This window comes from Variovorax sp. J2P1-31 (assembly GCF_030317215.1).
Taxonomy (GTDB): domain Bacteria; phylum Pseudomonadota; class Gammaproteobacteria; order Burkholderiales; family Burkholderiaceae_C; genus Variovorax.
In genome coordinates this window covers 296,310-319,737 of the sequence record NZ_JASZYA010000004.1, presented here as the reverse complement: position 1 = coordinate 319,737, position 23,428 = coordinate 296,310, and the positions used below count along the sequence as shown (strand labels likewise).

Annotated in this window: 24 protein-coding genes and 2 pseudogenes; 13 read left to right on the top strand and 13 right to left on the bottom strand. The window is 70.4% G+C overall.

Annotated elements, in window-relative coordinates:
• Entirely contained in the window at positions 1-1,002 is a 1,002-nt protein-coding gene (gene gap / locus QTI20_RS27015; RefSeq protein WP_286555269.1) for a type I glyceraldehyde-3-phosphate dehydrogenase, read from the top strand.
• A 54-nt stretch (positions 1,003-1,056) separates the two neighbouring features.
• Here the strand turns inward: gap and QTI20_RS27010 are convergent, their stop codons facing one another.
• Complete coding sequence (locus QTI20_RS27010) at positions 1,057-1,365, bottom strand: putative quinol monooxygenase (RefSeq protein ID WP_286555271.1); 309 nt, start codon at positions 1,363-1,365, stop codon at positions 1,057-1,059.
• Positions 1,366-1,430: 65 nt separating this feature from the next.
• Positions 1,431-2,363: pseudogene (locus QTI20_RS27005) on the bottom strand (LysR substrate-binding domain-containing protein).
• A 115-nt stretch (positions 2,364-2,478) separates the two neighbouring features.
• On the opposite strand from QTI20_RS27005, the gene QTI20_RS27000 reads away from it, so the two are divergent.
• On the top strand, positions 2,479-3,570 hold the full coding sequence (locus QTI20_RS27000) for a tartrate dehydrogenase (protein ID WP_286555273.1): 1,092 nt from the start codon (positions 2,479-2,481) through the stop codon (positions 3,568-3,570).
• 40 nt (positions 3,571-3,610) lie between these two features.
• Positions 3,611-4,601 (top strand): annotated as a pseudogene (locus tag QTI20_RS26995) (Bug family tripartite tricarboxylate transporter substrate binding protein).
• Between the two features lie 10 nt (positions 4,602-4,611).
• Here QTI20_RS26995 and QTI20_RS26990 read toward each other — a convergent pair.
• The gene (locus tag QTI20_RS26990) at positions 4,612-5,019 is read right to left on the bottom strand and encodes a VOC family protein (protein WP_286555275.1); all 408 of its coding nucleotides are present in this window, start codon (positions 5,017-5,019) and stop codon (positions 4,612-4,614) included.
• Between the two features lie 104 nt (positions 5,020-5,123).
• Between QTI20_RS26990 and QTI20_RS26985 the strand changes: the two genes are divergently transcribed.
• Complete coding sequence (locus QTI20_RS26985) at positions 5,124-5,768, top strand: TetR/AcrR family transcriptional regulator (RefSeq protein WP_183028583.1); 645 nt, start codon at positions 5,124-5,126, stop codon at positions 5,766-5,768.
• A gap of 3 nt (positions 5,769-5,771) precedes the next feature.
• On the opposite strand, the gene QTI20_RS26980 is transcribed toward QTI20_RS26985, so the two are convergent.
• The 4 genes from QTI20_RS26980 to QTI20_RS26965 form a co-directional block, all read right to left on the bottom strand.
• On the bottom strand, positions 5,772-6,959 hold the full coding sequence (locus QTI20_RS26980; RefSeq protein WP_353621774.1) for an MFS transporter: 1,188 nt from the start codon (positions 6,957-6,959) through the stop codon (positions 5,772-5,774).
• Positions 6,960-7,089: 130 nt separating this feature from the next.
• Positions 7,090-8,061, bottom strand: a complete 972-nt coding sequence (locus QTI20_RS26975) for a Bug family tripartite tricarboxylate transporter substrate binding protein (RefSeq protein ID WP_286555278.1) — start codon at positions 8,059-8,061, stop codon at positions 7,090-7,092.
• A gap of 26 nt (positions 8,062-8,087) precedes the next feature.
• Positions 8,088-8,441 (bottom strand): AtuA-related protein, encoded by a 354-nt coding sequence (locus tag QTI20_RS26970; protein WP_286555280.1) that lies wholly within the window; start codon positions 8,439-8,441, stop codon positions 8,088-8,090.
• Positions 8,442-8,449: 8 nt separating this feature from the next.
• Positions 8,450-9,805, bottom strand: coding sequence for an acyclic terpene utilization AtuA family protein (locus QTI20_RS26965; protein WP_286555281.1), 1,356 nt, complete (start codon positions 9,803-9,805; stop codon positions 8,450-8,452).
• 111 nt (positions 9,806-9,916) lie between these two features.
• On the opposite strand from QTI20_RS26965, the gene QTI20_RS26960 reads away from it, so the two are divergent.
• Both QTI20_RS26960 and QTI20_RS26955 read left to right on the top strand, forming a co-directional pair.
• Positions 9,917-10,822 carry a LysR family transcriptional regulator gene (locus tag QTI20_RS26960; RefSeq protein ID WP_286555282.1) on the top strand — a complete coding sequence of 302 codons (906 nt, stop codon included), beginning with the start codon at positions 9,917-9,919 and terminating at the stop codon, positions 10,820-10,822.
• Between the two features lie 29 nt (positions 10,823-10,851).
• Complete coding sequence (locus QTI20_RS26955) at positions 10,852-11,241, top strand: DUF1090 domain-containing protein (protein WP_183028588.1); 390 nt, start codon at positions 10,852-10,854, stop codon at positions 11,239-11,241.
• Positions 11,242-11,254: 13 nt separating this feature from the next.
• Here the strand turns inward: QTI20_RS26955 and QTI20_RS26950 are convergent, their stop codons facing one another.
• From QTI20_RS26950 to QTI20_RS26935, 4 genes are all read right to left on the bottom strand, one after another.
• Positions 11,255-12,310 (bottom strand): pirin family protein, encoded by a 1,056-nt coding sequence (locus tag QTI20_RS26950; RefSeq protein WP_286555285.1) that lies wholly within the window; start codon positions 12,308-12,310, stop codon positions 11,255-11,257.
• A gap of 118 nt (positions 12,311-12,428) precedes the next feature.
• Complete coding sequence (locus QTI20_RS26945; protein ID WP_286555286.1) at positions 12,429-13,232, bottom strand: IclR family transcriptional regulator; 804 nt, start codon at positions 13,230-13,232, stop codon at positions 12,429-12,431.
• A 12-nt stretch (positions 13,233-13,244) separates the two neighbouring features.
• A complete protein-coding gene (locus QTI20_RS26940) occupies positions 13,245-13,697 on the bottom strand; it encodes a MaoC family dehydratase (protein ID WP_286555288.1) in 453 nt (150 codons plus the stop codon).
• Positions 13,694-14,905 carry a CaiB/BaiF CoA transferase family protein gene (locus tag QTI20_RS26935; RefSeq protein ID WP_286555290.1) on the bottom strand — a complete coding sequence of 404 codons (1,212 nt, stop codon included), beginning with the start codon at positions 14,903-14,905 and terminating at the stop codon, positions 13,694-13,696. The genes QTI20_RS26940 and QTI20_RS26935 overlap by 4 nt, the downstream gene beginning before the upstream one ends.
• Positions 14,906-15,065: 160 nt before the next feature.
• On the opposite strand from QTI20_RS26935, the gene QTI20_RS26930 reads away from it, so the two are divergent.
• Genes QTI20_RS26930 through QTI20_RS26905 form a run of 6 tightly spaced genes read left to right on the top strand, consistent with a single transcriptional unit; the run spans position 15,066 to position 21,034 of the window.
• Positions 15,066-16,070 carry a C4-dicarboxylate TRAP transporter substrate-binding protein gene (locus tag QTI20_RS26930; protein WP_183028593.1) on the top strand — a complete coding sequence of 335 codons (1,005 nt, stop codon included), beginning with the start codon at positions 15,066-15,068 and terminating at the stop codon, positions 16,068-16,070.
• Between the two features lie 35 nt (positions 16,071-16,105).
• Positions 16,106-16,654, top strand: coding sequence for a TRAP transporter small permease (locus QTI20_RS26925; protein WP_183028594.1), 549 nt, complete (start codon positions 16,106-16,108; stop codon positions 16,652-16,654).
• Entirely contained in the window at positions 16,651-17,964 is a 1,314-nt protein-coding gene (locus QTI20_RS26920) for a TRAP transporter large permease (protein ID WP_183028595.1), read from the top strand. Before QTI20_RS26925 ends, QTI20_RS26920 begins: the two co-directional genes overlap by 4 nt.
• 37 nt (positions 17,965-18,001) lie before the next feature.
• Positions 18,002-19,126: an extracellular solute-binding protein gene (locus tag QTI20_RS26915; protein ID WP_286555294.1), complete on the top strand. Its 1,125-nt coding sequence runs from the start codon at positions 18,002-18,004 to the stop codon at positions 19,124-19,126.
• Positions 19,123-20,265 carry a CaiB/BaiF CoA transferase family protein gene (locus QTI20_RS26910; protein WP_286555296.1) on the top strand — a complete coding sequence of 381 codons (1,143 nt, stop codon included), beginning with the start codon at positions 19,123-19,125 and terminating at the stop codon, positions 20,263-20,265. Before QTI20_RS26915 ends, QTI20_RS26910 begins: the two co-directional genes overlap by 4 nt.
• A 40-nt stretch (positions 20,266-20,305) precedes the next feature.
• Complete coding sequence (locus tag QTI20_RS26905; protein WP_286555297.1) at positions 20,306-21,034, top strand: SDR family oxidoreductase; 729 nt, start codon at positions 20,306-20,308, stop codon at positions 21,032-21,034.
• A 7-nt stretch (positions 21,035-21,041) separates the two neighbouring features.
• Here the strand turns inward: QTI20_RS26905 and QTI20_RS26900 are convergent, their stop codons facing one another.
• Positions 21,042-21,290, bottom strand: coding sequence for a DUF3297 family protein (locus tag QTI20_RS26900; RefSeq protein WP_183028599.1), 249 nt, complete (start codon positions 21,288-21,290; stop codon positions 21,042-21,044).
• A gap of 53 nt (positions 21,291-21,343) precedes the next feature.
• Between QTI20_RS26900 and QTI20_RS26895 the strand changes: the two genes are divergently transcribed.
• The gene (locus tag QTI20_RS26895; RefSeq protein WP_183028600.1) at positions 21,344-21,940 is read left to right on the top strand and encodes a DNA-3-methyladenine glycosylase; all 597 of its coding nucleotides are present in this window, start codon (positions 21,344-21,346) and stop codon (positions 21,938-21,940) included.
• Here QTI20_RS26895 and QTI20_RS26890 read toward each other — a convergent pair.
• Positions 21,937-23,427: an efflux transporter outer membrane subunit gene (locus tag QTI20_RS26890; RefSeq protein ID WP_286555300.1), complete on the bottom strand. Its 1,491-nt coding sequence runs from the start codon at positions 23,425-23,427 to the stop codon at positions 21,937-21,939. The two genes, QTI20_RS26895 and QTI20_RS26890, sit on opposite strands and share 4 nt — an antisense overlap.
• Between the last annotated feature and the right edge of the window lies 1 nt (position 23,428).

Genomic DNA, 23,428 nt, shown 5'->3' with positions numbered 1-23,428 from the left:
ATGGCTATCAAACTCGGTATCAACGGCTTCGGCCGCATCGGTCGCAACGTGCTGCGCGCCGCCGTCCAGAACTTCAGGAACGAGATCGAGATCGTTGCCATCAACGACCTGCTCGAGCCCGACTACCTGGCCTACATGCTGCAGTACGACTCGGTGCACGGCCGCTTCCAGGGCGAGGTCTCGGTCGACGGCAACACGCTGATCGTCAACGGCAAGAAGATCCGCCTGACGCAGGAACGCGACCCCGCGAACCTCAAGTGGAACGAAGTCGGCGCCGACGTGGTGCTCGAGTCGACCGGCCTGTTCCTGACCAAGGAAACCGCGCAGAAGCACATCGACGCGGGCGCCAAGAAGGTGATCCTGTCGGCCCCCTCGAAGGACGACACCCCGATGTTCGTCTACGGCGTGAACGACAAGAAGTACGCCGGCGAAGCCATCGTGAGCAACGCCAGCTGCACCACCAACTGCCTGGCCCCGCTGGCCAAGGTGCTCAACGACAAGTGGGGCATCAAGCGCGGCCTGATGACCACCGTGCACGCGGCCACCGCCACGCAGAAGACCGTCGACGGCCCGAGCAACAAGGACTGGCGCGGCGGCCGCGGCATCCTGGAGAACATCATCCCGTCGTCGACGGGCGCGGCCAAGGCCGTGGGCGTGGTGATCCCCGAGCTCAACAAGAAGCTCACCGGCATGAGCTTCCGCGTGCCGACCTCCGACGTGTCGGTGGTCGACCTGACGGTCGAGCTGGAAAAGGAAGCGACCTACAAGGAAATCTGCGCCGAGATGAAGGCCCAGAGCGAAGGTCCGCTCAAGGGCATCCTGGGCTACACGGAAGACAAGGTGGTGGCCACCGACTTCCGCGGCGACCCGCGCACCTCGATCTTCGACGCCGAAGCCGGCATCGCGCTCGACGGCACCTTCGTCAAGCTCGTGAGCTGGTACGACAACGAATGGGGCTACTCGAACAAGTGCCTGGAGATGGTCAAGGTCGTGTCGAAGTAAGCTTCGCGGACCGAACAAAAAACGCGCCCTCGGGCGCGTTTTTTCGTTGGCGGGTCAGACCGCTTCGAGCACGTGGATCGCGCGGCTCGCGGTCCAGTCCTTGACCTTGGCGCCGTAAGCCGCCATGTGCGCCGACGCGGCGTGCGCCTGCAGCGCGGCCACGCTCTCCCAGCGCTCGATCACCACGAAGGTGTCCTCGCCGAAGGTGCCGCGCGAAGGCGGCATGCCGGCCGCGTCCACGGTCGCGGCGTATTCGATGCAGCCTTCTTCGGCGAGCACCGCCGGCACGTTGGCCTGGAAGGCCTCGAGGACCCGGGCGCGCAGGCCGGGCTTGGCGGTGATGATGGCGAGGACATGGATCATGGTGAAGAGCTTCTCCTGGGTTGGGAGCACGAATCTAACCCGGGCCCCGCCGGCGCGCCTGACACCTATTTGCCAGCGTGGCCGGCCTCGCCCCTGGCCAGCGCCGCCGCCATGAAATCGACGAAGGCCCGCACCCGCGTCGACAGCTGGTGGCGTTGCGGGTACACGGCGTGGATGTCGGCCTCGGGCGTGCGCTAGCCGGGCAGCACCTGCACCAGCCGGCCGCTGCGCAGGTAGCGCGCGATGTCCCATTCGGCCCGCATCACGATGCCGTGGCCGTCGAGCGCCCAGCTCACCGCGATCTCGCCGTCGTTGGTGGCCAGCGGGCCGCGCGTCTTCACCGCCTGCGTGCGCTCGGTGGCGCCGCGGCCGCTGGTCAGGCGCCAGGTGCCGTAGGCCTCGTCGCCCTGGCGGATGCCGATGCAGGCGTGGCGCGCGAGGTCGTTCGGCACCCGCGGCGTGCCCGCGCGCGCGAGGTAGGCCGGCGCGGCGCACAGCAGCCGCCGGTTCGAGGCGATGCGCCGCGCGATCACGCGCGTGTCGGGCGGCATGCCGAAGCGGATGCAGACGTCGAAGGCATCGTCGGTCAGCGGCGGCGGGTTGACCGACAGCTGCAGCTGCACATCGACTTCTGGATAGCGGCGCGCGAAGCGCGAGATCACCGGCGCCACATGGCTGCGGCCGAAGCCCAGCGTCGCGTTGACCCGCAGCAGGCCCTGCGGCTCGCCCTTGGCCTGGCCCAGCAGCTGGGCCATGTCCTCGATCTCGCCCAGGATGCGGCGCGCATGCGCCAGGTACAGCTCGCCCTCGGGCGTGAGGCCCATGCGCCGCGTGGTGCGGTTGACCAGCGTCAGGCCCAGCCGGGCCTCCATCAGCGCCAGCCGCTTGCTCACCGCGGGCGTGGTCACGCCCATCTCGCGCGCCGCCGCGCTCAGGCTGCCGGCCGCGGCCAGGGTCGAGAAGAAGCCCAGTTCGGCGGGCTGGATGGACGTGCTCACGGCCTTCTCCACTGTTGAATTGAAGTTAACGATGGATTCAATTCGGGGGTGAATGCATCGTGCCGGCCGATCCTACATTGCGTCATCCAGACCACCGCACATGAAGGAAGACACCATGAAGACCTATCGCATCGCCACCATCCCGGGCGACGGCATCGGCAAGGAAGTGATCCCCGCCGGCCGGCAGGTGATGGAGGCGCTGGCCGCGGCCGAAGGCACGCTGCGCTTCGAGTTCGAGGACTTCGGCTGGGGCGGCGACTGGTTCCGCGCCCACGGCGAGATGATGCCGGCCGACGGCCTGGACGCGCTGCGCGGCAAGGACGCGATCCTGTTCGGTTCCGCCGGCGACCCGCACATCCCCGACCACATCACGCTGTGGGGCCTGCGGCTGAAGATCTGCCAGGGCTTCGACCAGTACGCCAACGTGCGGCCCACGCGCATCCTGCCGGGCATCGACGGCCCGCTCAAGCGCTGCGGCCCGCGGGACCTCGACTGGGTGATCGTGCGCGAGAACTCCGAGGGCGAGTACGCGGGCGTGGGCGGCCGGGTGCACCAGGGCCATCCGATCGAGGCCGCGACCGACGTCAGCATGATGACCCGCGCCGGCGTCGAGCGGATCATGCGCTTCGCCTTCAGGCTGGCGCAGTCGCGGCCGCGCAAGCTGCTCACCGTGGTGACCAAGAGCAATGCGCAACGCCACGCGATGGTGATGTGGGACGAGATCGCGGTGCAGGTCGCGGCCGAGTTCCCCGACGTGCGCTGGGACAAGGAGCTGGTCGACGTCGCCACCGCGCGCATGGTCAACCGGCCGGCCACGCTCGATACGCTGGTCGCGACCAACCTGCACGCCGACATCCTGAGCGACCTGGCCGCGGCGCTGGCCGGCAGCCTGGGCATCGCGCCCACCGGCAACATCGACCCCGAGCGCCGCTACCCCTCGATGTTCGAACCGATCCACGGCTCGGCCTTCGACATCATGGGCCAGGGCCTGGCCAACCCGGTCGGCACCTTCTGGTCGGTCGTGATGCTGCTCGAGCACCTGGGCGAGCCCGAGGCCGCGGCGCGCGTGATGCAGGCGGTCGAGCAGGTGACGGCCAACCCCGCGCTGCACACGCGCGACCTCGGCGGCACGGCGACCACCGAGGCGGTCACGCGCGCGGTCTGCGAGTTCATCGCCGGCGCGCACGGCGAACGCCGCGCGGCCTGAGCCCCGGCCCCCTCGCCAAAAACAAAGACGGAGACAAACCATGCGCATCCCCTTCCAGCCGCATCGCCGGCAGCTCGTGCACGCGGCCTTGCTCGCGCTCGGCCTCTCGTCGACCCTGGCCTGGGCCCAGGCCTGGCCCACGCGGCCGATCAACCTGATCGTGCCCTTCCCCGCCGGCGGCACCACCGACGTGCTGGCGCGCGCGCTGGCCGACCGGCTGTCGCAGAAGCCTCGGCCAGCCGGTGGTGGTCGAGAGCAAGCCCGGCGCCGGTGCCACGCTCGGCGCCGACTACGTGGCCAAGGCCAAGCCCGACGGCTATACCCTGCTGATGGGCGCGGTGCACCACACCATCGCGACCAGCGTCTACAAGAAGCTGCCCTACGATTTCCAGAAGGACCTGGCGCCGGTGAGCACCGTCGCGATGGTGCCCAACGTGCTGGTGGTCAACGCCGCGCTCACGCCGGCGCGCAACGTGAGCGAGCTGGTCGCGCTCGCGAAGTCGGCGCCGGCGAAGCTGGCCTACGGCTCGAACGGCAACGGCACCGCGCAGCACCTGATCGGCACGCAGTTCCAGGCCAGCACCGGCACCGAGCTGCTGCACGTGCCCTACAAGGGCAGCGGCCCGCTGACCACCGACCTGCTGGGCGGCCAGATCGCGCTGTCCTTCGACACCATCACGCCGGTGCTGCAGCACATCCAGGGCGGCAAGCTGCGCGCGCTGGCGGTGACCACGGCCAAACGCTCCTCGGTGCTGCCCGAGGTGCCCACGCTGGAAGAGGCCGGGCTCAAGGGCTTCGACATCGGCACCTGGTTCGGCGTGCTGGCGCCGGCCGCCACGCCCAAGGAGGTCATCGCGCGGCTCAACGCCGAGATGGTGAAGATCATCCAGTCGCCGGATTTCGCCAGGCGCATGCAGGCCATCGGCGCCGAGCCGCTGGGCGGCACGCCCGAGCAGATGGCGCGGCAGATCGCCGACGAGACCGCCCGCTTCGCCCGGCTGGTGAAGGACGGCAAGGTCGCGATCGAATAGGCGCCGCCCTTCAGCCCGGGATCGCGCCGGGTTCCATGTACACCAGCTCCCACATGTGGCCGTCGAGGTCCTCGTAGCCGTGCTGGTACATGAAGCCGAGGTCCTGCGGCTGCGTGGGCGTGCGGCCGCCCGCGGCCACGGCCTTCCTCACCATCTCGTCGACCTGCGCGCGGCTCTCGCACGACAGCGCGATCAGCACCTCGGTGGCGGCCTTGGCGTCGGCGATCGGCTTGGGCGTGAAGGTCTTGAAGAACGTCTCCACCAGCAGCATCACGTGGACGTGACCTTCGCTCACGATCATGCAGGTCGCGTTCTCGTCGGTGAACTGCGGGTTGAAGGTGTAGCCGAGCGCGGTGAAGAAGTCGACGGACTTCTTCAGGTCCTTGACCGGCAGGTTGACGAAGATCTGGGTGGCCATGGTCTTTCTTTCCTTTGACGAGCAGGTGGATCGCAATTTGTGTACGCTGTACACAAACCATAACTCAGACAATGGACGCTGTCCACAAAGGAGAATCCCGAGCCATGCGTTCCGTTCCGCAGCCTGTCCGCAGCACCTACCGCCATGGCGACCTGCGGCGTGCCTTGCTCGAGGCGGGCCTCGCGCTGGCGCGCACCGGCGGGCCCGAGGCCGTGGTGCTGCGCGAGGTCACGCGCCAGGCCGGCGTGGTGCCCAACGCGGCCTACCGTCACTTCGGCAGCCGCGACGACCTGTTGAAGGCCGTGCGTGCCGCGGCGCTGTCGGCCTCGGCCGCCGCGATGGAGGCCGAACTGGCCGCCGTGCCCGCGGGCCTGCCGCCGGCCGAGGCCGCGCGCGCGGCGCTGCGCGCCATCGGCACCGGCTACCTGCGCTTCGCCCAGGCCGAGCACGGGCTGTTCCTCACGGCCTATGCGGCCTCGGACGACCTCAAGGGGCCGGTCGACCCGGCCCGCGCCGGGCCCAGCGGCAAGAACCCGTTCCAGCTGCTGGGCGAGGCGCTCGACCGCATGGTGGCCGCCGGCGTGATGCCGGCCGAACGCCGGCCCGGCGCCGAGTTCCTGGCCTGGTCGGCCGTCCACGGCCTGGCGATGCTGGTGCTGGACGGGCCGCTGGGCCCGGTGATCGGCCCGCAGATGCAGCAGGTGGGGCAGCGCCTGCTCGACATGGTCGAGCACGGCCTGGCCGCCTGAAGCTCAGCCGGCCTTCGCGGCGCTGGCCGGTTTCGGCAGCCAAACGAAGGCCAGGGCCCCGGCCACCAGCAGGCCCGCGATGGTGAGCAGCACGCTCACGAAGGGATCGGCGCCATGGGCCGAGGCGGCCGAGGCCACCGCGCCCGTGAGCCACTGCATCACGGCCACGCCCAGGAACATCGCCATCGTGAACACCGCCATCGCGCGGCCCGTCATCGCGGGTGGGTAGGCGGCCTTCACGTCGGCGTACTGCAGCACGATGTAGCCCGACAGCAGGCCGCCCGCGATCGCGCCCGCCACGTCGAGGGCGGCTCCGGGGTTGAAGGCCATCACCGCGAAGATCGCGGCCACCGCGAAGGTGAAGCCCACGATCCAGCGCCGCCGCGCCGCGCCGGGGTCGAAGCGGCCGAACAGGATCGGGCCGAACATGCCGACCACCGACACCGCGATCGCCACGTTGCCGCTCTGCACCAGCGAGAAGCCGTGGCGCTCGATCAGCAGCGGGCCCAGCCACAGGCCGCGCAGCGAGATGAAGGAGGCATAGGTCACGGCCGCCAGCGCCAGGATGCCCAGCGTGTGCGGCAGCGCGAACAGCGCGCCGTAGCTGCGCAGCGCGCCGAGCACCGAGGGCCGTTCCGAAGCCGCGACCGGTGCCGGCGGCTCCCGCACCAGCCAGAGGATCAGCGCCCAGGCCAGTGCCGAGCCCACGGCCAGCGCGAGGAAGCCGGTGCGCCAGGAGGTGGCCTGCACCAGCCACGCCAGCGGCGTGCCGGTCAGCAGCATGCCCAGCGAGCCCACGCCCAGCGTCAGGCCCGACACCGCGGCGAAGCGCTCGGGCGGGAACTGGCGTGCGATGAACACGGTGCACACCAGGAAGGCCGGCGCGCAGCCCACGCCGATCAGCACCTGGCCCACCACCAGCACGCCGAAGCTGGGCGCCATGGCCGACAGCAGCGCGCCCGCGATGGCCAGCGGGAAGGCCAGCAGCACCGTGCGCCGCACGCCCTGCAGGTCGATGCCGATGCCCATCAGCAGCTGCAGCGCGCCGAAGGCGAAGTGGAAGGCGCCCGCGAACACGCCCAGCGCCTGCGGCGACAGGCCGAACTCGGCCTGCAGCGGCGTGGCCAGGATGGCGGCGATGGTGCGGAAGGCCTGGCTCAGCGCGAAGGCGCCGATCAGCGCCAGCAGCATCAGCCAGGGGGGGGCGTGTCTCGAGGGGCTCGTTGTCATTCTTGTCGCGCGCACGGGGCGCAAAGCCAATGCGACAGCGAGCCTAACCGCTCTCGCCGCGCGCGGCTGTCGCGCGCGGCGCCCTGCCGGGTCAGTCGAGCTTCACGCCGGTGCTCTTCACCACCTCGCGCCACTTGGCGACATCGGCCTGCACCAGCGCGGCGAAGGCCTCGGGCGTGTTGGCCACGGGCAGCGCGCCCAGGTCGAGCATTTGCTTGTTCACCTCGGGCTGCTTCACGGCTTCGGCGATGGCCTGCTGGAGGGTCTTCAGCACGGCCGGCGGCGTGCCCGCCGGTGCCAGCAGGCCAAACCAGCCCGACACCTCGTAGCCCGGCACGCCGTTCTCGGCCACGGTCGGGATCTCGGGCGCGCCGGGCCAGCGCTGCGCGGTGGTCACGGCGATGGCGCGCACCTTGCCGCTACGCACGAAATTGATGGTCGAGGGCAGGTTGTCGAAGCCCACCTGCACCTGGCCGCCCATCAGGTCGGTGAGCATGGGCGCGGCACCCTTGTACGGCACGTGCAGCATGTCGACGTGGGCCATCATCTTGAGCAGCTCGGCGCTCATGTGCGGCGAACCGCCCAGGCTGGTCGAGCCGTAGTTGAGCTTGCCCGGCTGCGCCTTGGCGAGCGCCAGCAGTTCCTGCAGGTTCTTCGCCGGCACGCTCGGGTGCACCGCGATGATGTTGGGTGTGCTCGCGACGATGGTCACCGGCGCGAAGTCCTTCACCGCGTCGTAGGGCAGCGTCTTGTAGACCGCCGAGTTGATGCCGTGCGTGCTGGCCGTGCCCATCAGCAGCGTGTAGCCGTCGGCCGGCGAACGCGCCACCTCGGCCGAGCCGATGGCGCCGTTGGCGCCGCCCTTGTTCTCGACCACGAAGGGCTGCTTGAGCCGTTCGCTGAGCTGCTGCGCGGCCACGCGCGCGATGATGTCCGTGGTGCCGCCGGCCGGATAGGGCACGATGAGCCGCACCGGCTTGCTGGGGTAGCCCTGGGCCTGCGCTGCGGCCATGGCCGCCACCGACAGCAGGGCCGCGCCGAAGCATCGAATCGTCGTCTTCATCTGGCTTGTCTCCTTTTTTTATGAAGCTAGAGCAGGTGCTGCCCGTGCAGCTTGGGCGCGAGCGCGTCGGGCACCTCGATCTCGAAGCCCAGCACCGCGGCCGACAGCGCCTTGCCGTAGTTGTCCAGGCACAGGCTGCGCGACACGCCACCGCCCAGCGCGCCGTGGCAGACGAAGTTCATCGCGTCGATGTTGCGCGCCTCGTAGCGCAGCACCTCGCCGGTGATCGCGCCGCGGTAGAAGGCCTTGAAGCGCTCGGCCGTGAGCTGCTCGCGCAGCAGGTCGTAGAACTCGGGCTCGTAGGCGAAGACCGAGATGTTCGAGGTGTTGCCCTTGTCGCCCGAGCGCGCATGGGCCACGTGTTGCAGAAGAACTTTCATGGCGTTGCTCAGCTTTCGAAGTACTGGATGGAGGCCGGCACCTGCTCGCGCGGCACCAGCGAGGACCACACGCCGATCACCTCGCGCGTGCGCTCCTGGTGCGGCACGCGCTTGCCGGTGTGGGCGATGCCCGAGACCGCCATGCCGTCGACCTCGCGGCCGACCTTCGCGGCCTCCTCGCGGGTCTTGGTGCGCGCTGCCACCCGCACCGCGATCTCGTAGGGCTCGGGCGCATCGGCGGGGGTCGCGTCGCCGTGGATCGCGTTGATGCCCAGGAAGTCGACGCGCATGTCCTCGGCGTCGAGCTTGACGATCTTGAAGCGCTCCTCGAGCACCTTCTTCGCGAGTTGCGCGCGGCGCAGCGCGCCCGGGCCGGCGTAGAAGAACATGTCCTCGCCGATGAAGCCCTCGGTGCAGCCGATCGAGACCTTGAGCGTGGGCGTGCGCGGCTTGCCGCCCAGGCCGGTGACGCGCACGCGGTCGGGGCCGATCTGCTCGAGCTTCGCACTCGTGAAGTCCACCACCGCATCGGGCGTGAGGTAGTTGGCCGGGTCGTGCACCTCGTAGAGCATCTGCTCCTTCACCGTCTGCAGCGTCACCGCGCCGCCGCTGCCGGCCACCTTGGTGATCACCACGTCGCCGTTGGCCTCGACCTCGGCGATCGGGAAGGCGAAGTTCCAGGGCTCGGGCACGTCCTTGAAGCCGGGGTCGGAGAAGTAACCGCCGGTCACCTGCGCGCCGCATTCCAGCAGGTGGCCGATGCCGTTGCCCGCGCCCACGCGCGCATGGTCGAGCGGGTCCCAGCCGAACTCGTACATCATCGGCGCCATGAAGATCGACGGGTCGGCCACGCGGCCCGTGACCACGATGCGCGCGCCGGCCCGCAGCGCCTCGACGATGGGCTCGGCGCCGAGGTAGGCCTCGGCCGAGATCAGCGTGGGCTTCAGGGTGTGCGTGGGCTGGCCGTTCTCGAGGATGGTGTCGGTGAGTTCGAGCACGCGGTCGGTGATCAGGCTGCCGCTCACGGCCGCCACCTTCACGCCGGTCACGCCGATCTCCTGCAGCAGCTCGACGATGCGCTTCGCCGCCGCCACCGGGTTGATCCAGCCCTGGTTCGAGACGATGCGCGTGCCGTTGCGCATGCAGGCCGGCAGCACCGCGCGCATGCGATCGTCGAGGTAGGTGTCGTAGCCGGGGAAGCTGGGGTCGCGCCGGGCGCGCACCTGCGCCGCCGAGACCGTCGCCTCGGCCATGGTCTCGAAGCAGAGGTAGTCGAGTTCGCCGCGTTCGGCGTTCAGTGCGGCGGGCTCGACGCGGTCGCCCCACCAGGCTGCGCCCGAACCGATCCGGAGGGTCTTGCTCATGTGGTCTTGTCTCCTGTGTGTGCGGACGATTCTGTACAGTGCCCCGGGGCCCGACAACGCACGCCGCAGCACAGCGCCTGTGAAGCCGCGGCACAGTACAAAGAAACCCGCATGGACAAATTCGGTGAGATGACGGTCTTCCTCCGCGTGGTGGAAGAAGGCAGCTTTTCAGGCGCGGGCCGGCGGCTGGCGCTGTCGCCCTCGGCCGTGAGCAAGCTCATCGCGCGGCTCGAGGCGCGGCTCAACGTGCGGCTGTTCGAGCGCATCGCGGGCGCGATCCGGCTGACCGAGGAAGGCGCGCAGTTCCAGCGCGCGAGCCAGCGCGTGGTCGACGCGATGGCCGAGGCCGAGAACATCGCGGGCGCGGCCGAGACCGAGGTCTCGGGCACGCTGCACATCCACACGCCGCTGACCACCGCCAAGTACCTGCTCGCGCCGCTGCTGCCCGCGCTGATGGCGCGCCACCCGGCGCTCAAGCTCGAGTTCATCATCGGCACCGAGCGCGGCGACTTCGTCAAGCAGGGCATCGACGTGGCCATCCACAGCGGCCGGCCCACCGAGCTGTCGCTGATCGGCCGGCCGCTGATGCCGCGGCCCTGGGTGATCGCGGCCTCGCCGGCCTACCTGCGCGAGCACGGCACGCCGCGCACGCCCGACGAACTGCTGCGCCACCGCTGCCTGAACTTCACCATCCGCACGCAGTGGAACGCCTGGACCTTCCGCGAGAGCGACGGCGCGCTCAAGACCATCGACATCCCGCGCCACATCGGCGCCAACCAGGGCGAGTTGCTGCGCACGCTGGCCATCGAGGGCCTGGGCGTGGTGCGGCTGGCCGAATTCAACATCGCGGCCGACCTGGCGCGCGGCGCGCTGGTGCCATTGCTGGCCGACTACCGCGAGAAGACCGACGACATGCTCTACGTGCTGTACCCGCGCGGCCGCGTGCTGGCGCCGCGGGTGCGCGCCTTCCTGAATTTTCTCGAGGAGAGTTTTCCGGCCGGCGCTGGGGCAAGATGAAAGCCTCTGCTCCCATCGAAAGGAATGCCATGCGAAAGTCCCTCTCCCTGATCGCCATGGCCGCCGCGGCCCTGGTCTTCGTGCCGCACGCCGCGCTGGCCCAGCCCGCGCCCGGCACCTGCGAATTCAAGAAGGCCGACATCGCACGCGACATCGAGGAAGCCAAGGCCAAGGGCCAGAAGAGCCGCGTGCGCGGCCTCGAGAAGGCGCTGCGTGAAACCCAGGCCAACTGCAGCGACGCCAAGCTGCAGAAGGCGCACCACGCGAGCATCCAGCGGCAGGAGAAGAAGGTGGCCGAGCGCCAGCGCGACCTCGACCAGGCACGCGCGCAGGGCAAGGCCGACAAGATCGCCAGCCGCGAGGCCAAGCTGGCCGAGGAACAGGCGCAGCTCCAGAAGCTGCGCACCGGCGCGCGCTAGAAAGCCGCGCGCCTCAGGCCTTGGCCGTCACCGGCCGTTCCTCGTGCCCGTCCGGATGGCGCGCGAAGCGGGCCGGGTCGCTGCCGTGCACCGGCGCCTCGTCCTTCCAGGGCCAGCCGCCGAACTGGGTGCGGCGGTAGTCCTGCATCGTCTGCGCGATCTCGGCCTGCGTGTTCATCACGAAGGGGCCGTACTGCGCCACCGGCTCGGCGATGGGCTTGCCCTGGAGCACCAGGAACTCGCCCTCGACCTCGCCGTTGAGCAGCTCCACCGCCTGGTCGGCGCGCAGCTCGATGGCCGCATGGCCCGTCACCTCGCGGCCGCCGACCTGCACCGACGCGCCCTTGAAGAAGTACAGGCTGCGGCGCGTGCCGGTGCCCAGCGCGGCCGGCAGCGTCCAGCGGGCGCCGGGCGCCATGCGGATCGTCCAGATGGCCACGTCCGAGCCCTCCTGCGCGGCCCACGAATCGGGCGGCGGCGCGAGCGGGCCGCCGGTGCTGCCGGGTGCGCCGTCCACCGGCCCGATGCGACCGGCCACGCAGGCCACGTCGGTGCTGCGGCCCTCGCCGTCGGTGGCGGTGAAGCGCGGCACGTCCTCGGCCCAGAACATGGTGAAGTGCGGCGCCACCATCTTGTGGCTGGCCGGCAGGTTGAGCCAGATCTGGAACAGCTCCAGCGGGTTGGGCGCGCCCGCATCGAGCAGCGGGAACATCTCGGAATGCACGATGCCCTTGCCCGCGGTCAGCCACTGCACGTCGCCGCCGCCGAAGCGCGCGGCCGCGCCCAGCGAGTCGGAATGGTCGATCAGGCCCTTGCGCACGATGGTCACGGTCTCGAAGCCGCGGTGCGGGTGGCCCGGGAAGCCGGGGATCTCCTCCCCGTGGTACATGCTCCAGCCGTCCTTGCGGCTGAAGTCCTGGCCGATGGCGCGGCCGGCCAGCGAGGCGGCCGGCCCCATCGCGCCATTGGCCGCGGGGTAGGCGTCGTCGTGGTACGCGCAGAACAGGAACGGGTCGATGGTCTCCCACGGAAAGCCGAGGGGCTTGATCTGGACGATGGGGTCGGTCATGGGGTCTTCCTTGTGTGTGCCGGGCCGATGGGGCGCGGCGATCCAGCCTCGAATATGGGGCCGGATCGGCCGCCGCAAAGGCCGCCGCGGAAGACAGGCTGTTGCGCCAGCGGAACGGCTAGGCGATGCCCGCGATGCGCCCGATGTCCTCGGCGCACCGCTGCAGCCGCGGCAGCAGATCGAACAGGTCGTCGTGCGCGGTGTGGGTGCCGCGCAGCGAGGCGATGGTCAGCACGGCGCGGGTGCGGCCGCGCGGGTTGCCGACCGGCACGCTCAGGTCGCGGCCGCCCACGAAGCGCGCGTTCTCGGCATAGCCCCAGCCGTCGGCGCGCATCTTGGCCAGCAGCGCCAGGTAGGCGGCGCGCTCCTCGGCGCTGCGGCGCTGGTATTCGGCGCGGCGGCCGAGCAGCTCGTCGCGCTCGGCGTCGGGCGAGTTGGCCAGCAGCACCTGGCCCGACAGCGTGTCGACCGCCGAATGCAGCGAGCCGGCCTCGACCGAGAGCCGGATCGAGGTCGGCGCATCGACCTGCGTCAGCACCAGCAGCTGGTCGCGGTGCAGCACGCTCAGGTGGCAGGACTCGCGGATGTTGTCGACCAGTTCGCGCATCGGCGCCGTGGCCGCGCGCAGCAGCTGCTCGTGCGGCGAATGGGTGCGGCTCAGTTCGAACAGCTTGAGCGTGAGCACGTAGCCGCCGTTGTCCTCGCGCCGCAGGTAGCCGCGCGCCTCCAGCGCGCTCAGCATGCGGAACAGCTCGCTGGGCTCGCGGCCCAGCGCCCGCGCCAGCTGCGCCTGCGTCATCGGCACCGCCTGCGCCGACAGCAGCTCGAGCACGTCGAGCGCCTTCTCGACCGCCGGCACCGCGTACTTGGGGCGGCGTTCGGCGTCGGTGTCGTCGGTCTCGGGGGCGGTGGTGTGCTTCATGGGCCGATCAGTTTAGCCCTGTGCCGAACGCCTTTCGACGATGTGCAGGTGCTCGCAGACCAGCACTGTCTCCTGCCGCTGGTTGGTCACGGTCACGGTCTCGACCACGATGCCGTGGCCGCTGCGCTTGGGGTGGTCGCGCTTGTCGGTGATCGCCACCTTGGAGTAGATCGTGTCGCCGATGAACACCGGCTTCACGAAGCGCAGGCGGTCGTAGCCGTAGGACATGGCGCGCGGGTTGATCACCGTGGCCGTCAGGCCGATGCCCACGCTGAAGACCAGCGTGCCGTGCGCGATGCGCTGGCCGAAGTCCTGCGTGGCGCACCAGGCGGCGTCCATGTGGTGCGGGAAGAAGTCGCCGGTCTGGCCGGCGTGCAGCACGATGTCGGCCTCGGTGAGGGTGCGGCCGGTGGTGGTGCGCGTGGCGCCCGGCACGTAGTCTTCGAAGAATTGCTCGTGGGTCATGGTGCGAGAGAGGAGGAAGGTGAGGAAGGCAGGCCGTACTCGCGTGCGATGGCCTCGGTGTCGGCGCCCAGGCGCGGCGCGCCCTGCGCGCTGTAGAGCCGCCGGCCGTCGATGCGGATCGGGCAGCGCGTGGTCTGCATCGTGGCGCCGCTGGCGCTGCGGATGGTCTGCGTCATGCCCAGCGCGGCGAAGGCCGGATGGGCGGTGAGCTGCGGCCAGCGCAGCACGTCGGCGCTCCACACGCCGGCCGGCTCGAGGATCGCGAGCCAGTGGGCGCTGTCCTGTGCCAGCAGGTCCTGCTGCAGCTGCTGCTTGAGCGCGTCGCGGTTGCGGAACCAGCCGCCGCGGTCGGCCGCCAGCGCGGCCAGCGCGTCGCTGCCGATCAGCTGCGCGAGCTTGTCCATCGGCGTCATCGCCACCGCCATGAAGCCGTCGCGCGTGCGGTAGATGCCGTAGGGCGCGGCGCCGTGCACGCTCGCATGGTTCTCGGCGGTGCGCGCGGGCTGGCTGCCGTCGCCATTGAGGAAGGCGGTGAAGGGCTCGAACTGCAGGTCCAGCGCCGACTCGAGCAGGCTCACGTCGACCCGGCCGCCGCGCCCGGTCACGCCGCGCCGCAGCAGCGCCGCGAGGATGCCCTGCACCAGGTGCGCGCCGGTGATCACGTCGATCATCGAGACGCCGGCCGGCACCGGCGGGCCGCTGCCGTCGGCGTGCGCATCGCCGCCCAGCCAGGCCAGGCCCGAGAGCGACTGCACCAGCAGGTCCTGGCCGGGCTTGTCGCGCCACGGGCCCTCCTCGCCGTAGCCGGTGACGGCCGCATAGACGAGGCGCGGGTTGAGCGCCATCGCACTGGCCGCGTCGAGCCCGATGCGCTCCATCACGCCGGGGCGGAAGTTGTGGATCATCACGTCGGCGCCTGCGATCAGCGCCTTCACCCGCGCCAGGTCGGCCGGCGCCTTCAGGTCGGCCGCGAAGCTGCGCTTGCGCCGGTTGATGGTGTGGAACAGCGCGCTGTCGCCCTCGAAGGTCTGGTCGGCCAGCACCAGGCCGCGGCACAGGTCGCCCCCGTCGGGCCGTTCGACCTTGACCACGTCCGCGCCCAGGTCGGCGAGCCGCAGCGCACACGAGGGGCCGGCCAGGAACTGGCTGAAATCCAGCACGCGCAGGCCGGCCAGCGGCAAGGCCTCCGGAGTCGATGAATCAAGCATGAGCAAACAGTAAGTTCATATGAGTTGGCATGCGTGCGCCTTGTCGCGGAAAACCCTAATCGACAATGCACCCGTCTGGCAGCATCATTTCATACATGAACTGATAGTTCATATAGGAATTACACCAATGCGCCCCGAGCGCTCTCCCTTGGAGACAACCATGACCTCCCGCCGCACCGTCGTTTCGACCCTGTCCACCCTCGCCGCCGGTCTGGCGCTGGCCCTCGGCGCCGTCGCGCCCGCGGCGGCGCAGAACTACAGCCTGCGTTTCTCCACCTCGCAGGTGAACCCCAACGAACCGGTGGTGAAGGTGATGCACTCCTTCGCCGACCGGGTGAAGGAGCGCTCGGGCGGGCGCATCACGCTGAACATCTTCACGGGCGACCAGCTGGGCCCGCAGAAGAAGGTCAACGAGATGATCAAGGGCGGTGCGCGGGTGCTGAGCGTGACCGACTACGGCCAGCTGAGCCAGTTCGTGCCCGACCTCGGCATCCTGGCCGGCCCCTACCTCTACGGCAGCCAGGACGAGGCGAAGAAGCTGTTCGCCTCCGAGGTGTTCAAGGAGATGTCGACCCGTCTCGAGCAGCAGGGCATGAAGCTGATCGTGGTCGACGGCCTGTTCGGCGTGCGCCACGTGCTGGGCAGCAAGCCGGTGCGCACGCCCGCCGACATGGCCGGCATGACGCTGCGCGTGCCGCCCTCGCCGATCATGCTCGAGACCTTCACCGCCCTCGGCGGCCGGCCCACCGCGCTGCCCTGGGGCGAGGTCTACAACGCGCTGCAGACCAACGTGGTCGATGCGGCCGAGGCCAACTACGGCTCGCTGGTCGGCTCCAAGTTGTATGAAGTGCGCAAGGTGCTGTCGACCACGGCCCACCAGACCATGTACGTCGCGATGGTCACCAGCACCGACTTCTTCAAGAGCCTGCCGCCCGACCTGCAGACCGTGCTGCTCGACGAAGGCAAGAAGGCCGGCGCCGAACTGACGCAGCTCACGCTCGCCTCCGACGCGGCCTATGCCGACGAGATGAAGAAGGCCGGCGTGCAGTTCGTGACCGACGTCGACCACAAGGCCTTCGCCGAGAAGGCCAAGGTCGCCTACGCCAAGGTGCCCGGCCTCACGCCCGGCATGTACGACAAGGTCCGCGCCGCGATGACGCGCTGAGCGGCCGCTTCGGTCCATTCCAACACTTCACATCCATGACTGAATCGGTCGTTCCCGCCGGCCCGCCGGCGGCGCCTCTCCCCGCGCCCATCGGGCCCGGGCCCCTGCTGAGCCTGCGCCGCGCGGACGAGGCCATCGGCGTGCTCTGCGCCTGCGCCATCGTGCTGTCCATCACCTGGGGCGTGGTCACGCGCTACCTGTTCCCGCAACCCGCTTCCTGGACCTTCGAGGTCGCGGTCATCGCCTTCGGCTGGCTGGTGTTCTTCGGTGCCGCGGCCTGCATCCGCTGGCGCATGCATGCCGACGTCGACGCCCTGGTCGCGATGTTCCCGCCCGCGGTGCGGCGCGGCATCTTCATCTTCAACTGGTGGCTGCTGGCCGTGCTGTTCGCCACGCTGACCGCCATGTTCGTCTGGCAGGCGGTCATCGCGCACTCGATCCGCGTGGTGGTCATCGACATCCCGCGCTCGGTGGTCTACGGCCCGATGGCCTTCGCATCGCTGCTCATGCTGGTGCAGCACATCCTGCTCAAGCCCTGGGCCACCGGCTGGAAATGGCAACCGTCTTCGGAGATGTCGCTGTGAGTTCCTTCCACCTCTGGCTGCCGGCCATCCTGATGCTGGTGCTGCTGGCCCTGCAGACGCCCATCACCTGGGCCATGGCCATCGCGGCGCTGGGCTTCTTCGTGCTCAACATCGGCGAGATGCCGCTGGCCAACTTCGCGCAGCAGATGGCCGAGGGCACAGAGTCGGTGTCGCTGCTGGCGCTGCCGCTGTTCGTGCTGGCCGGCTGCATCATGAACGCCTCGGGCATCACGCGGCGGCTGCTCAACCTGGCCGAAGTGCTGGTCGGCCACATGACCGGCGCGCTGGCGCAGATGTGCACCGTGCTCGCCACGCTGCTCGGCGGCCTCACCGCCTCGGCCAACGCCGATGCCGCGATGCTGGCCAAGACCATCGGCACGCAGATGGTGGCGCGCGGCTACAGCGCGCCCTTCGCGGCGGTGATCACCTCGTCGGCCGCGATCATCACCGCGCTGATCCCGCCCTCGATCGGGCTGATCATCTACGGCTTCCTGGCGGAGGCCTCGATCGGCCGGCTGTTCGCGGCCGGCATCGTGCCGGGCCTGCTGCTGGCCGTGGCGCTGATGTTCACCACCCACGTGCTGGCCATCCGGCGCAAGTACAAGCCGCAGCGCGCCACGCGCGCCAACGCCAAGGAGCTGGGCCAGGCGCTGATCGACGGGCTGTGGGCGCTGTCGATCCCGGTGGTCATCATCCTGGGCACGCGCTACGGCATCTTCACCACCACCGAGTCCGGCGCGATCGTGGTTCTCTACGTGCTGGCGGTCGCGATCTTCGGCTACCGCGAGATGAAGATCGGCCAGCTGCCGGAAGTGCTGGCCGAATCGGTGCGCGACTCGGCCAGCGTGATGATGATGATCTGCGCCGCCTCGGCCTTCGGCTTCTACCTCTCGTGGGAGCAGGTGCCGCAGGCGATGTCGGGCTGGCTCGCGGGCACCACCAAGGACCCGATCCTGCTGCTGCTGCTGATCAACCTGGTGCTGATCGTGCTGGGCACGGCGATCGAGGGCTCGGCCGCGCTGATCATCCTCACGCCCATGCTGCTGCCGCTGATCGACGGCGCGCACATCGACAAGGTGCACTTCGGCATCGTGCTGATCACCAACCTCACGATCGCCGGCATCACGCCACCGGTGGGCGGGCTGATGTACATCTCCTCGCAGACGCTCAAGGTGCGCATGGGCGACTACTCGCGCGAGGTGGTGCCCTACCTCGCCGTGATGATGGGCCTGCTGGTCATCCTCTCGATCTTCCCGCAGATCTCGCTGTGGCTGCCGAACCTGCTCTACGGCACCGGCGCCGTGCAGTGACGCCCCGCGCGCGCTCTCCCCTTTTCGTCGAATCCGCATGACAACCATCACCCTCAAGGGCATGACGTGGGACCACCCACGCGGCTACGAACCCCTGGCCGCCTGCTCGGCGCTGTGGCAGCAGCGCACCGGCGTCCGGATCAGCTGGGACCGCCGTTCGCTGCAGGACTTCGAGTCCTTCCCGGTCGACGAACTGGCGCGCCAGTACGACCTGATCGTGGTCGACCATCCGCACGTGGGCCAGGTCACGCGCGAAGGCTGCCTGCTGCCCTTCGACGAGGCGCGGCTCGCGTCGATCGCGCAAGGCACCGTCGGCCGCTCCTTCCCCAGCTACCACTGGCAGGGCCGGCAATGGGCGTTGCCCATCGACGCCGCCACGCAGGTGCAGGCCTGGCGGCCCGACCGGCTCGAGGCCGCGCCCACCGACTGGGCGCAGGTGCTCGAGCTTGCCCGGGCTGGCCGCGTGGCGCTGCCGCTGCGCGCGCCGCATTCGCTGATGTGCCTCTACACGCTCTGCGCGCAGCGCGGCGCGCCGGGCCGCGTCGAGGGCCCCGAGCTGTTCGATGTCGAGGTGGCGAGCGAAGTCTGCGAGCAGCTGCGCGCGGTGATCGACGTGATCGATCCGCAGTGCCTCGCGATGGACCCGATCGCGGTGTTCGAGGCCATGGCGCAGCCGGCTTCGCGCATCGACTGCGTGCCGCTGATCTACGGTTACGTGAACTACGCCTGGCAGGGCTTCCGGCCGGTGCGCCTGGGCTTCGCCGACATCCCCCACTTCCAGGGCCGCGGCCCCGTGGGCTCGGCGCTGGGCGGCACCGGCATCGCGGTGTCGGCCCGCACCGCGCATGCGAAGGAAGCCTTCGACTTCGCGCTCTGGGTGGCCGATGCCGAGGCGCAGCGCGGCCCCTTCGCGGCCGCGGGTGGCCAGCCCGGCCATGCGGCGGCCTGGGAAGACGAGGCGGTCAATACCACCGCCGGCGACTTCTACCGCGCCACGCGCGCCACGCTCGAGGGCGCCTGGGTGCGGCCGCGGCATGACGGCTACATGCCCTTCCAGCACGCGGCCTCGCTGCGGCTCAACGCCGGCTTGCAGTCCGCCGAGCCGGCGCGCGCGATCGTGCAGGCGCTCAACACCATGTTCCGCGAGAGCCTCGCGCCATGACCGCGCCGCTCGAAGGCCTGCTGGTGCTGGACCTCGCGCAGTTCCTGTCGGGTCCCTCGGCCGCCCTGCGGCTGGGCGACCTGGGCGCGCGCGTGATCAAGGTCGAGCGCCCGGGCAGCGGCGACATCTGCCGCACGCTCTACCTCACCGACACCGACGTGGGCGGCGACTCCACGCTGTTCCATGCGATCAACCGCAACAAGGAGAGCCTGGCGATCGACCTCAAGAAACCCGAGGACCTGGCCGCGCTGAAGCGGCTGGTGGCGCGGGCCGACGTGCTGATCCAGAACTTCCGCCCCGGCGTGATCGAGCGCCTGGGCCTGGGCTACGACGACGCGAAGGCCCTCAACCCGCGCCTGGTCTATGCGGGCGTCTCGGGCTACGGCGAGAGCGGGCCCTGGGTCGACATGCCGGGCCAGGACCTGCTCGCGCAATCGCTCTCGGGCGTGACCTGGCTCAACGGCCACGAGGGCGACGGCCCGGTGCCGCTCGGGCTCTCGATCGCCGACATGCTGGCCGGCCACGCGCTGACCGAAGGCATCCTCGCGGCCCTGGTGCGGCGCGGCATCACCGGCGAAGGCGCGCATGTGCAGACCAGCCTGCTCGAGGCGCTGGTCGACCTGCAGTTCGAACTGCTCACCACGCACCTCAACGACGGCAAGCGCCTGCCCACGCGCGCGGGTTTCCGCAACGCCAACGCCTACCTCGCCGCGCCCTACGGCATCTACCCGACCAGCGACGGCTACCTGGCGCTCGCGATGATGCCGCTGGCGCAACTGGCGCAGACGCTGCCCCTGCCCGCGCTCGCCGGCTACGGCGCGCAGGACGCCTTCACCCAACGCGACGAGATCAAGCGGCTGATCGCGGCCACGCTGTCGCAGCAGCCCACCGCGCACTGGCTCGCACGGCTGCAGCCGGCCGACGTGTGGTGCGCCGAGGTGCTCGACTGGCCGCGCCTGCTCCAGAGCCAGGCCTTCGGCCTGCTCGACATGCTGCAGACGGTGCAGCGCGGCGACGGCACGCCGGTGCACACCACGCGCGGCCCGGTGCGCATCGACGGCGCCCGCGCCCGCAGCGCCCGCGGCGCACCGCGGGTGGGCGAGCACAGCGCGCCGATCCGGGCCGAGTTCGGCCTCTGATCCCTCTTTTTCTTCAACGCTTCTTCCATCCAGACCCACCATGAGCCTCGCAGGCAAGACCGTCCTCATCACCGCCGCCGCCCAGGGCATCGGCCGCGCCAGCGTCGAAGCCTTCTCGCGCGCCGGCGCCACCGTGTGGGCCACCGACATCAACGAAGGCGCGCTGGCCGAACTCGCCGCGCTGCCGGGCGTGGAGACCCGCCGGCTCGACGTGCTGCAGGACAGCGCCGTGCAGGCGCTGGTGGCCGGGATCGGCGCGGTCGACGTGCTGTTCAACTGCGCGGGCGTGGTGCATGCGGGCAATGTGCTCGAGGCGCCCGAGAAGGACCTCGATTTCGCCTACGACCTCAACGTCAAGGCCATGGTGCGCACCATCCGCGCGGTGCTGCCGGGCATGCTCGCGCGCCGCGACGGCGCGATCATCAACATGGCCTCGGTGGCCAGCAGCGTGAAGGGCGTGCCCAACCGCTTCGCCTACGGCGTGACCAAGGCGGCGGTGATCGGACTGACCAAGTCGGTCGCGGCCGACTTCGTGGCGCAGGGCGTGCGCTGCAACGCGATCTGCCCCGGCACCGTCGATTCGCCCTCGCTGCACGAGCGGCTGCGCGCGCAGGGCGACTACGAGGCCGCGCGCACCGCCTTCATCGCGCGCCAACCCATCGGCCGCATCGGCCAGCCCGAGGAGATCGCCGACCTGGTGCTCTACCTGGCCCAGGCGACCTACACCACCGGCCAGATCCACGTGATCGACGGCGGCTGGGCGATTTGAGCGTTCTTCAGCGGTAGAACACCTCGACCCGGCCCTTGAGCTTGAGCAGCAGCGGCTTGCCCTTGCGGTCGACGGTCTTGCCGGCCGGCACCTTGATCCAGCCTTCGCTGATGCAGTATTCCTCGACGTCGGCGCGTTCCTTGTCGTTGAAGCGGATGCCGATGTCGTGCTCGAACACGGCGGCCACGTGGTGCGGGCTGCGCGGGTCGATGGAGAGATGGTCGGGCAGGGCGGGACGGTCGGTGGTATCGGTCATGGGCATGTGATTTCTTCGAAGCCGCCATTTTCTCTGGGAAACTGCGCGGGTCCATGCCACGCCCCCTGCATCGCCTCGCCGCCATCGATTTCGACGCCCCCTCGGAGGTGGTGGCGCGCGCGCTGATCGGCGTCACGGTGCTGGTCGACGGCGTGGGCGGGCGCATCGTCGAGACCGAGGCCTACGACCGCGACGACCCGGCCTCGCACACCTTCGGCGGGCCGACGCCGCGCAATGCCGCCATGTTCGGCCCCTCGGGCCGGGTCTACGTGTACCGCTCCTACGGCATCCACTGGTGCCTGAACTTCGTCTGTCGCGAGGCCGGCCACGGCGCCGGGGTGCTGATCCGCGCGCTCGAGCCTACGGCCGGGCTGGCGACCATGCGTCGCCGGCGCGGGCTCGAGGACCTGCGCCTGCTGTGCGCGGGCCCGGGCCGCGTCGGCCAGGCGCTGGGCATCGATGCGGGCTTCAACGGCCAGGCGCTCGATGCGCCGCCCTTCGTGCTGATCGCGGCGCCCGGCGAGCAGCCGCCGGTGCAGGTCGAGGTCGGCCCGCGCATCGGCATCACCAAGGCAGCCGAGGTGCCGTGGCGCTTCGGCGAAAAGGGCTCGCGCTTCCTCAGCAAGCCCTTCCGCACCGCAGGCCGCTAGCCGCCGGTGGACACCGGCGCGGCGTTGCCGGCCGCCTGCTCGGTGGTCTCGCGCCAGCCGCCGCCCAGCACCTTGTAGAGCGTGAGCCGGTTGGCCTGCTCGATCAGCTGCAGGCTGATCAGCGACTGCTGCACCGTGTAGAGCGAGCGCTGCGCGTCGAGCACGTCGAGATAAGCCGCGCCGCCGCTCTTGAACAGCGCATCCGACAGCTCGAAGGCGCGCGTGGTCGCGGCCACCAGCGACTGCTGCGCCGCCAGGCGCTCGCCCAGCGTGCGGCGCGCGGCGAGCGCATCGGCCACTTCGCGGAAGGCCACCTGCAGCGTCTTCTCGTACGTCGCCAGCTGGATCTGCTGCTGCGCCTGCGCCACGCCCAGGTTGGCGCGGTTGAGGCCGGCGTCGAAGATCGGCAGGTTGATCGAGGGCGCGAAGCTCCAGGCCGCGCTGCCGTCCTTGAACAGGCCCGACAGGCTGCTGCTGGCCGTGCCGGCCGAGCCGGTCAACGTGATGCGCGGATAGAAGGCCGCGCGCGCGGCGCCGATGTTGGCGTTGCTCGCGCGCAGCGCATGCTCGGCCGCCAGCACGTCGGGCCGCTGCTGCAGCACCGACGACGGCAGCTCGGCCGGCGGCGGCAGCAGCTGGGCCGCGGGCGCCTGCGCGATCTCGGTGATCGGCGGCGGCAGCAGCGCGGGCGGCACCGCGGTGCCCACCAGCAGGGTCAGCGCGTTGCGGCTCTGCTCGACCTGGCTGTCGAAGGCCGCGGCGTCGGCGCGCGCGGTGTCGACCGTGGTCTGGGCCTGCGCCAGCGCCAGGCCCGACTGGGCGCCGAGCTCGTAGCTGCGCTTGATCAGGTCATAGGACTTCTGCCGGCTGGCCAGCGTGTCGCGTGCCAGCTGCAGGCGCTGCTGGTCGGTGGCGAGCACCAGCCAGGCCGTGGCCACCTCGGCCACCAGGCTGATCTGCGTGCCGCGGCGTGCGTCCTCGGTGCCGAAGTAGCTTTCCAGCGCGGCCTCGTTGAGATTGCGCACCCGGCCGAACAGGTCGAGCTCGTAGGCGGTGAGCCCGAGGCTCACGTTGTACTGCGTCGCGGTGCGCGACACGCCGCTGGCCGACACGCCGCCCGGCGTGCGCGTGCGGTTGCCGCCCGCGCCCAGGCCGAGCGCGGGGAAGGCCGCGGCGCGCGAGATGCCGTACTGCGCCAGCGCGCGATCGATGTTGAGCGCGGCGACGCGCGCATCGCGGTTGTTCGCGAGCGCGAGCTCGACCACGCCGCGCAGCCGCGCATCGACGAAGAAGTCGCGCCAGCCGATGTCGCGCGCGGCAGGTGCGGCGGTGTCGGCACCGGCGGCCGAGGTCCAGGCCGCGGGCACCGGCGCGGCGGGTTGCGTGTACTGCGGCGCGAGGTTGACGCAGCCCGCGAGCAGCGCCGCGGGCAGCACCAGGCCGAAGGTGGCGCGTCGCAGCAGCGAGGAAGCGGTGTGGCGCGTCATC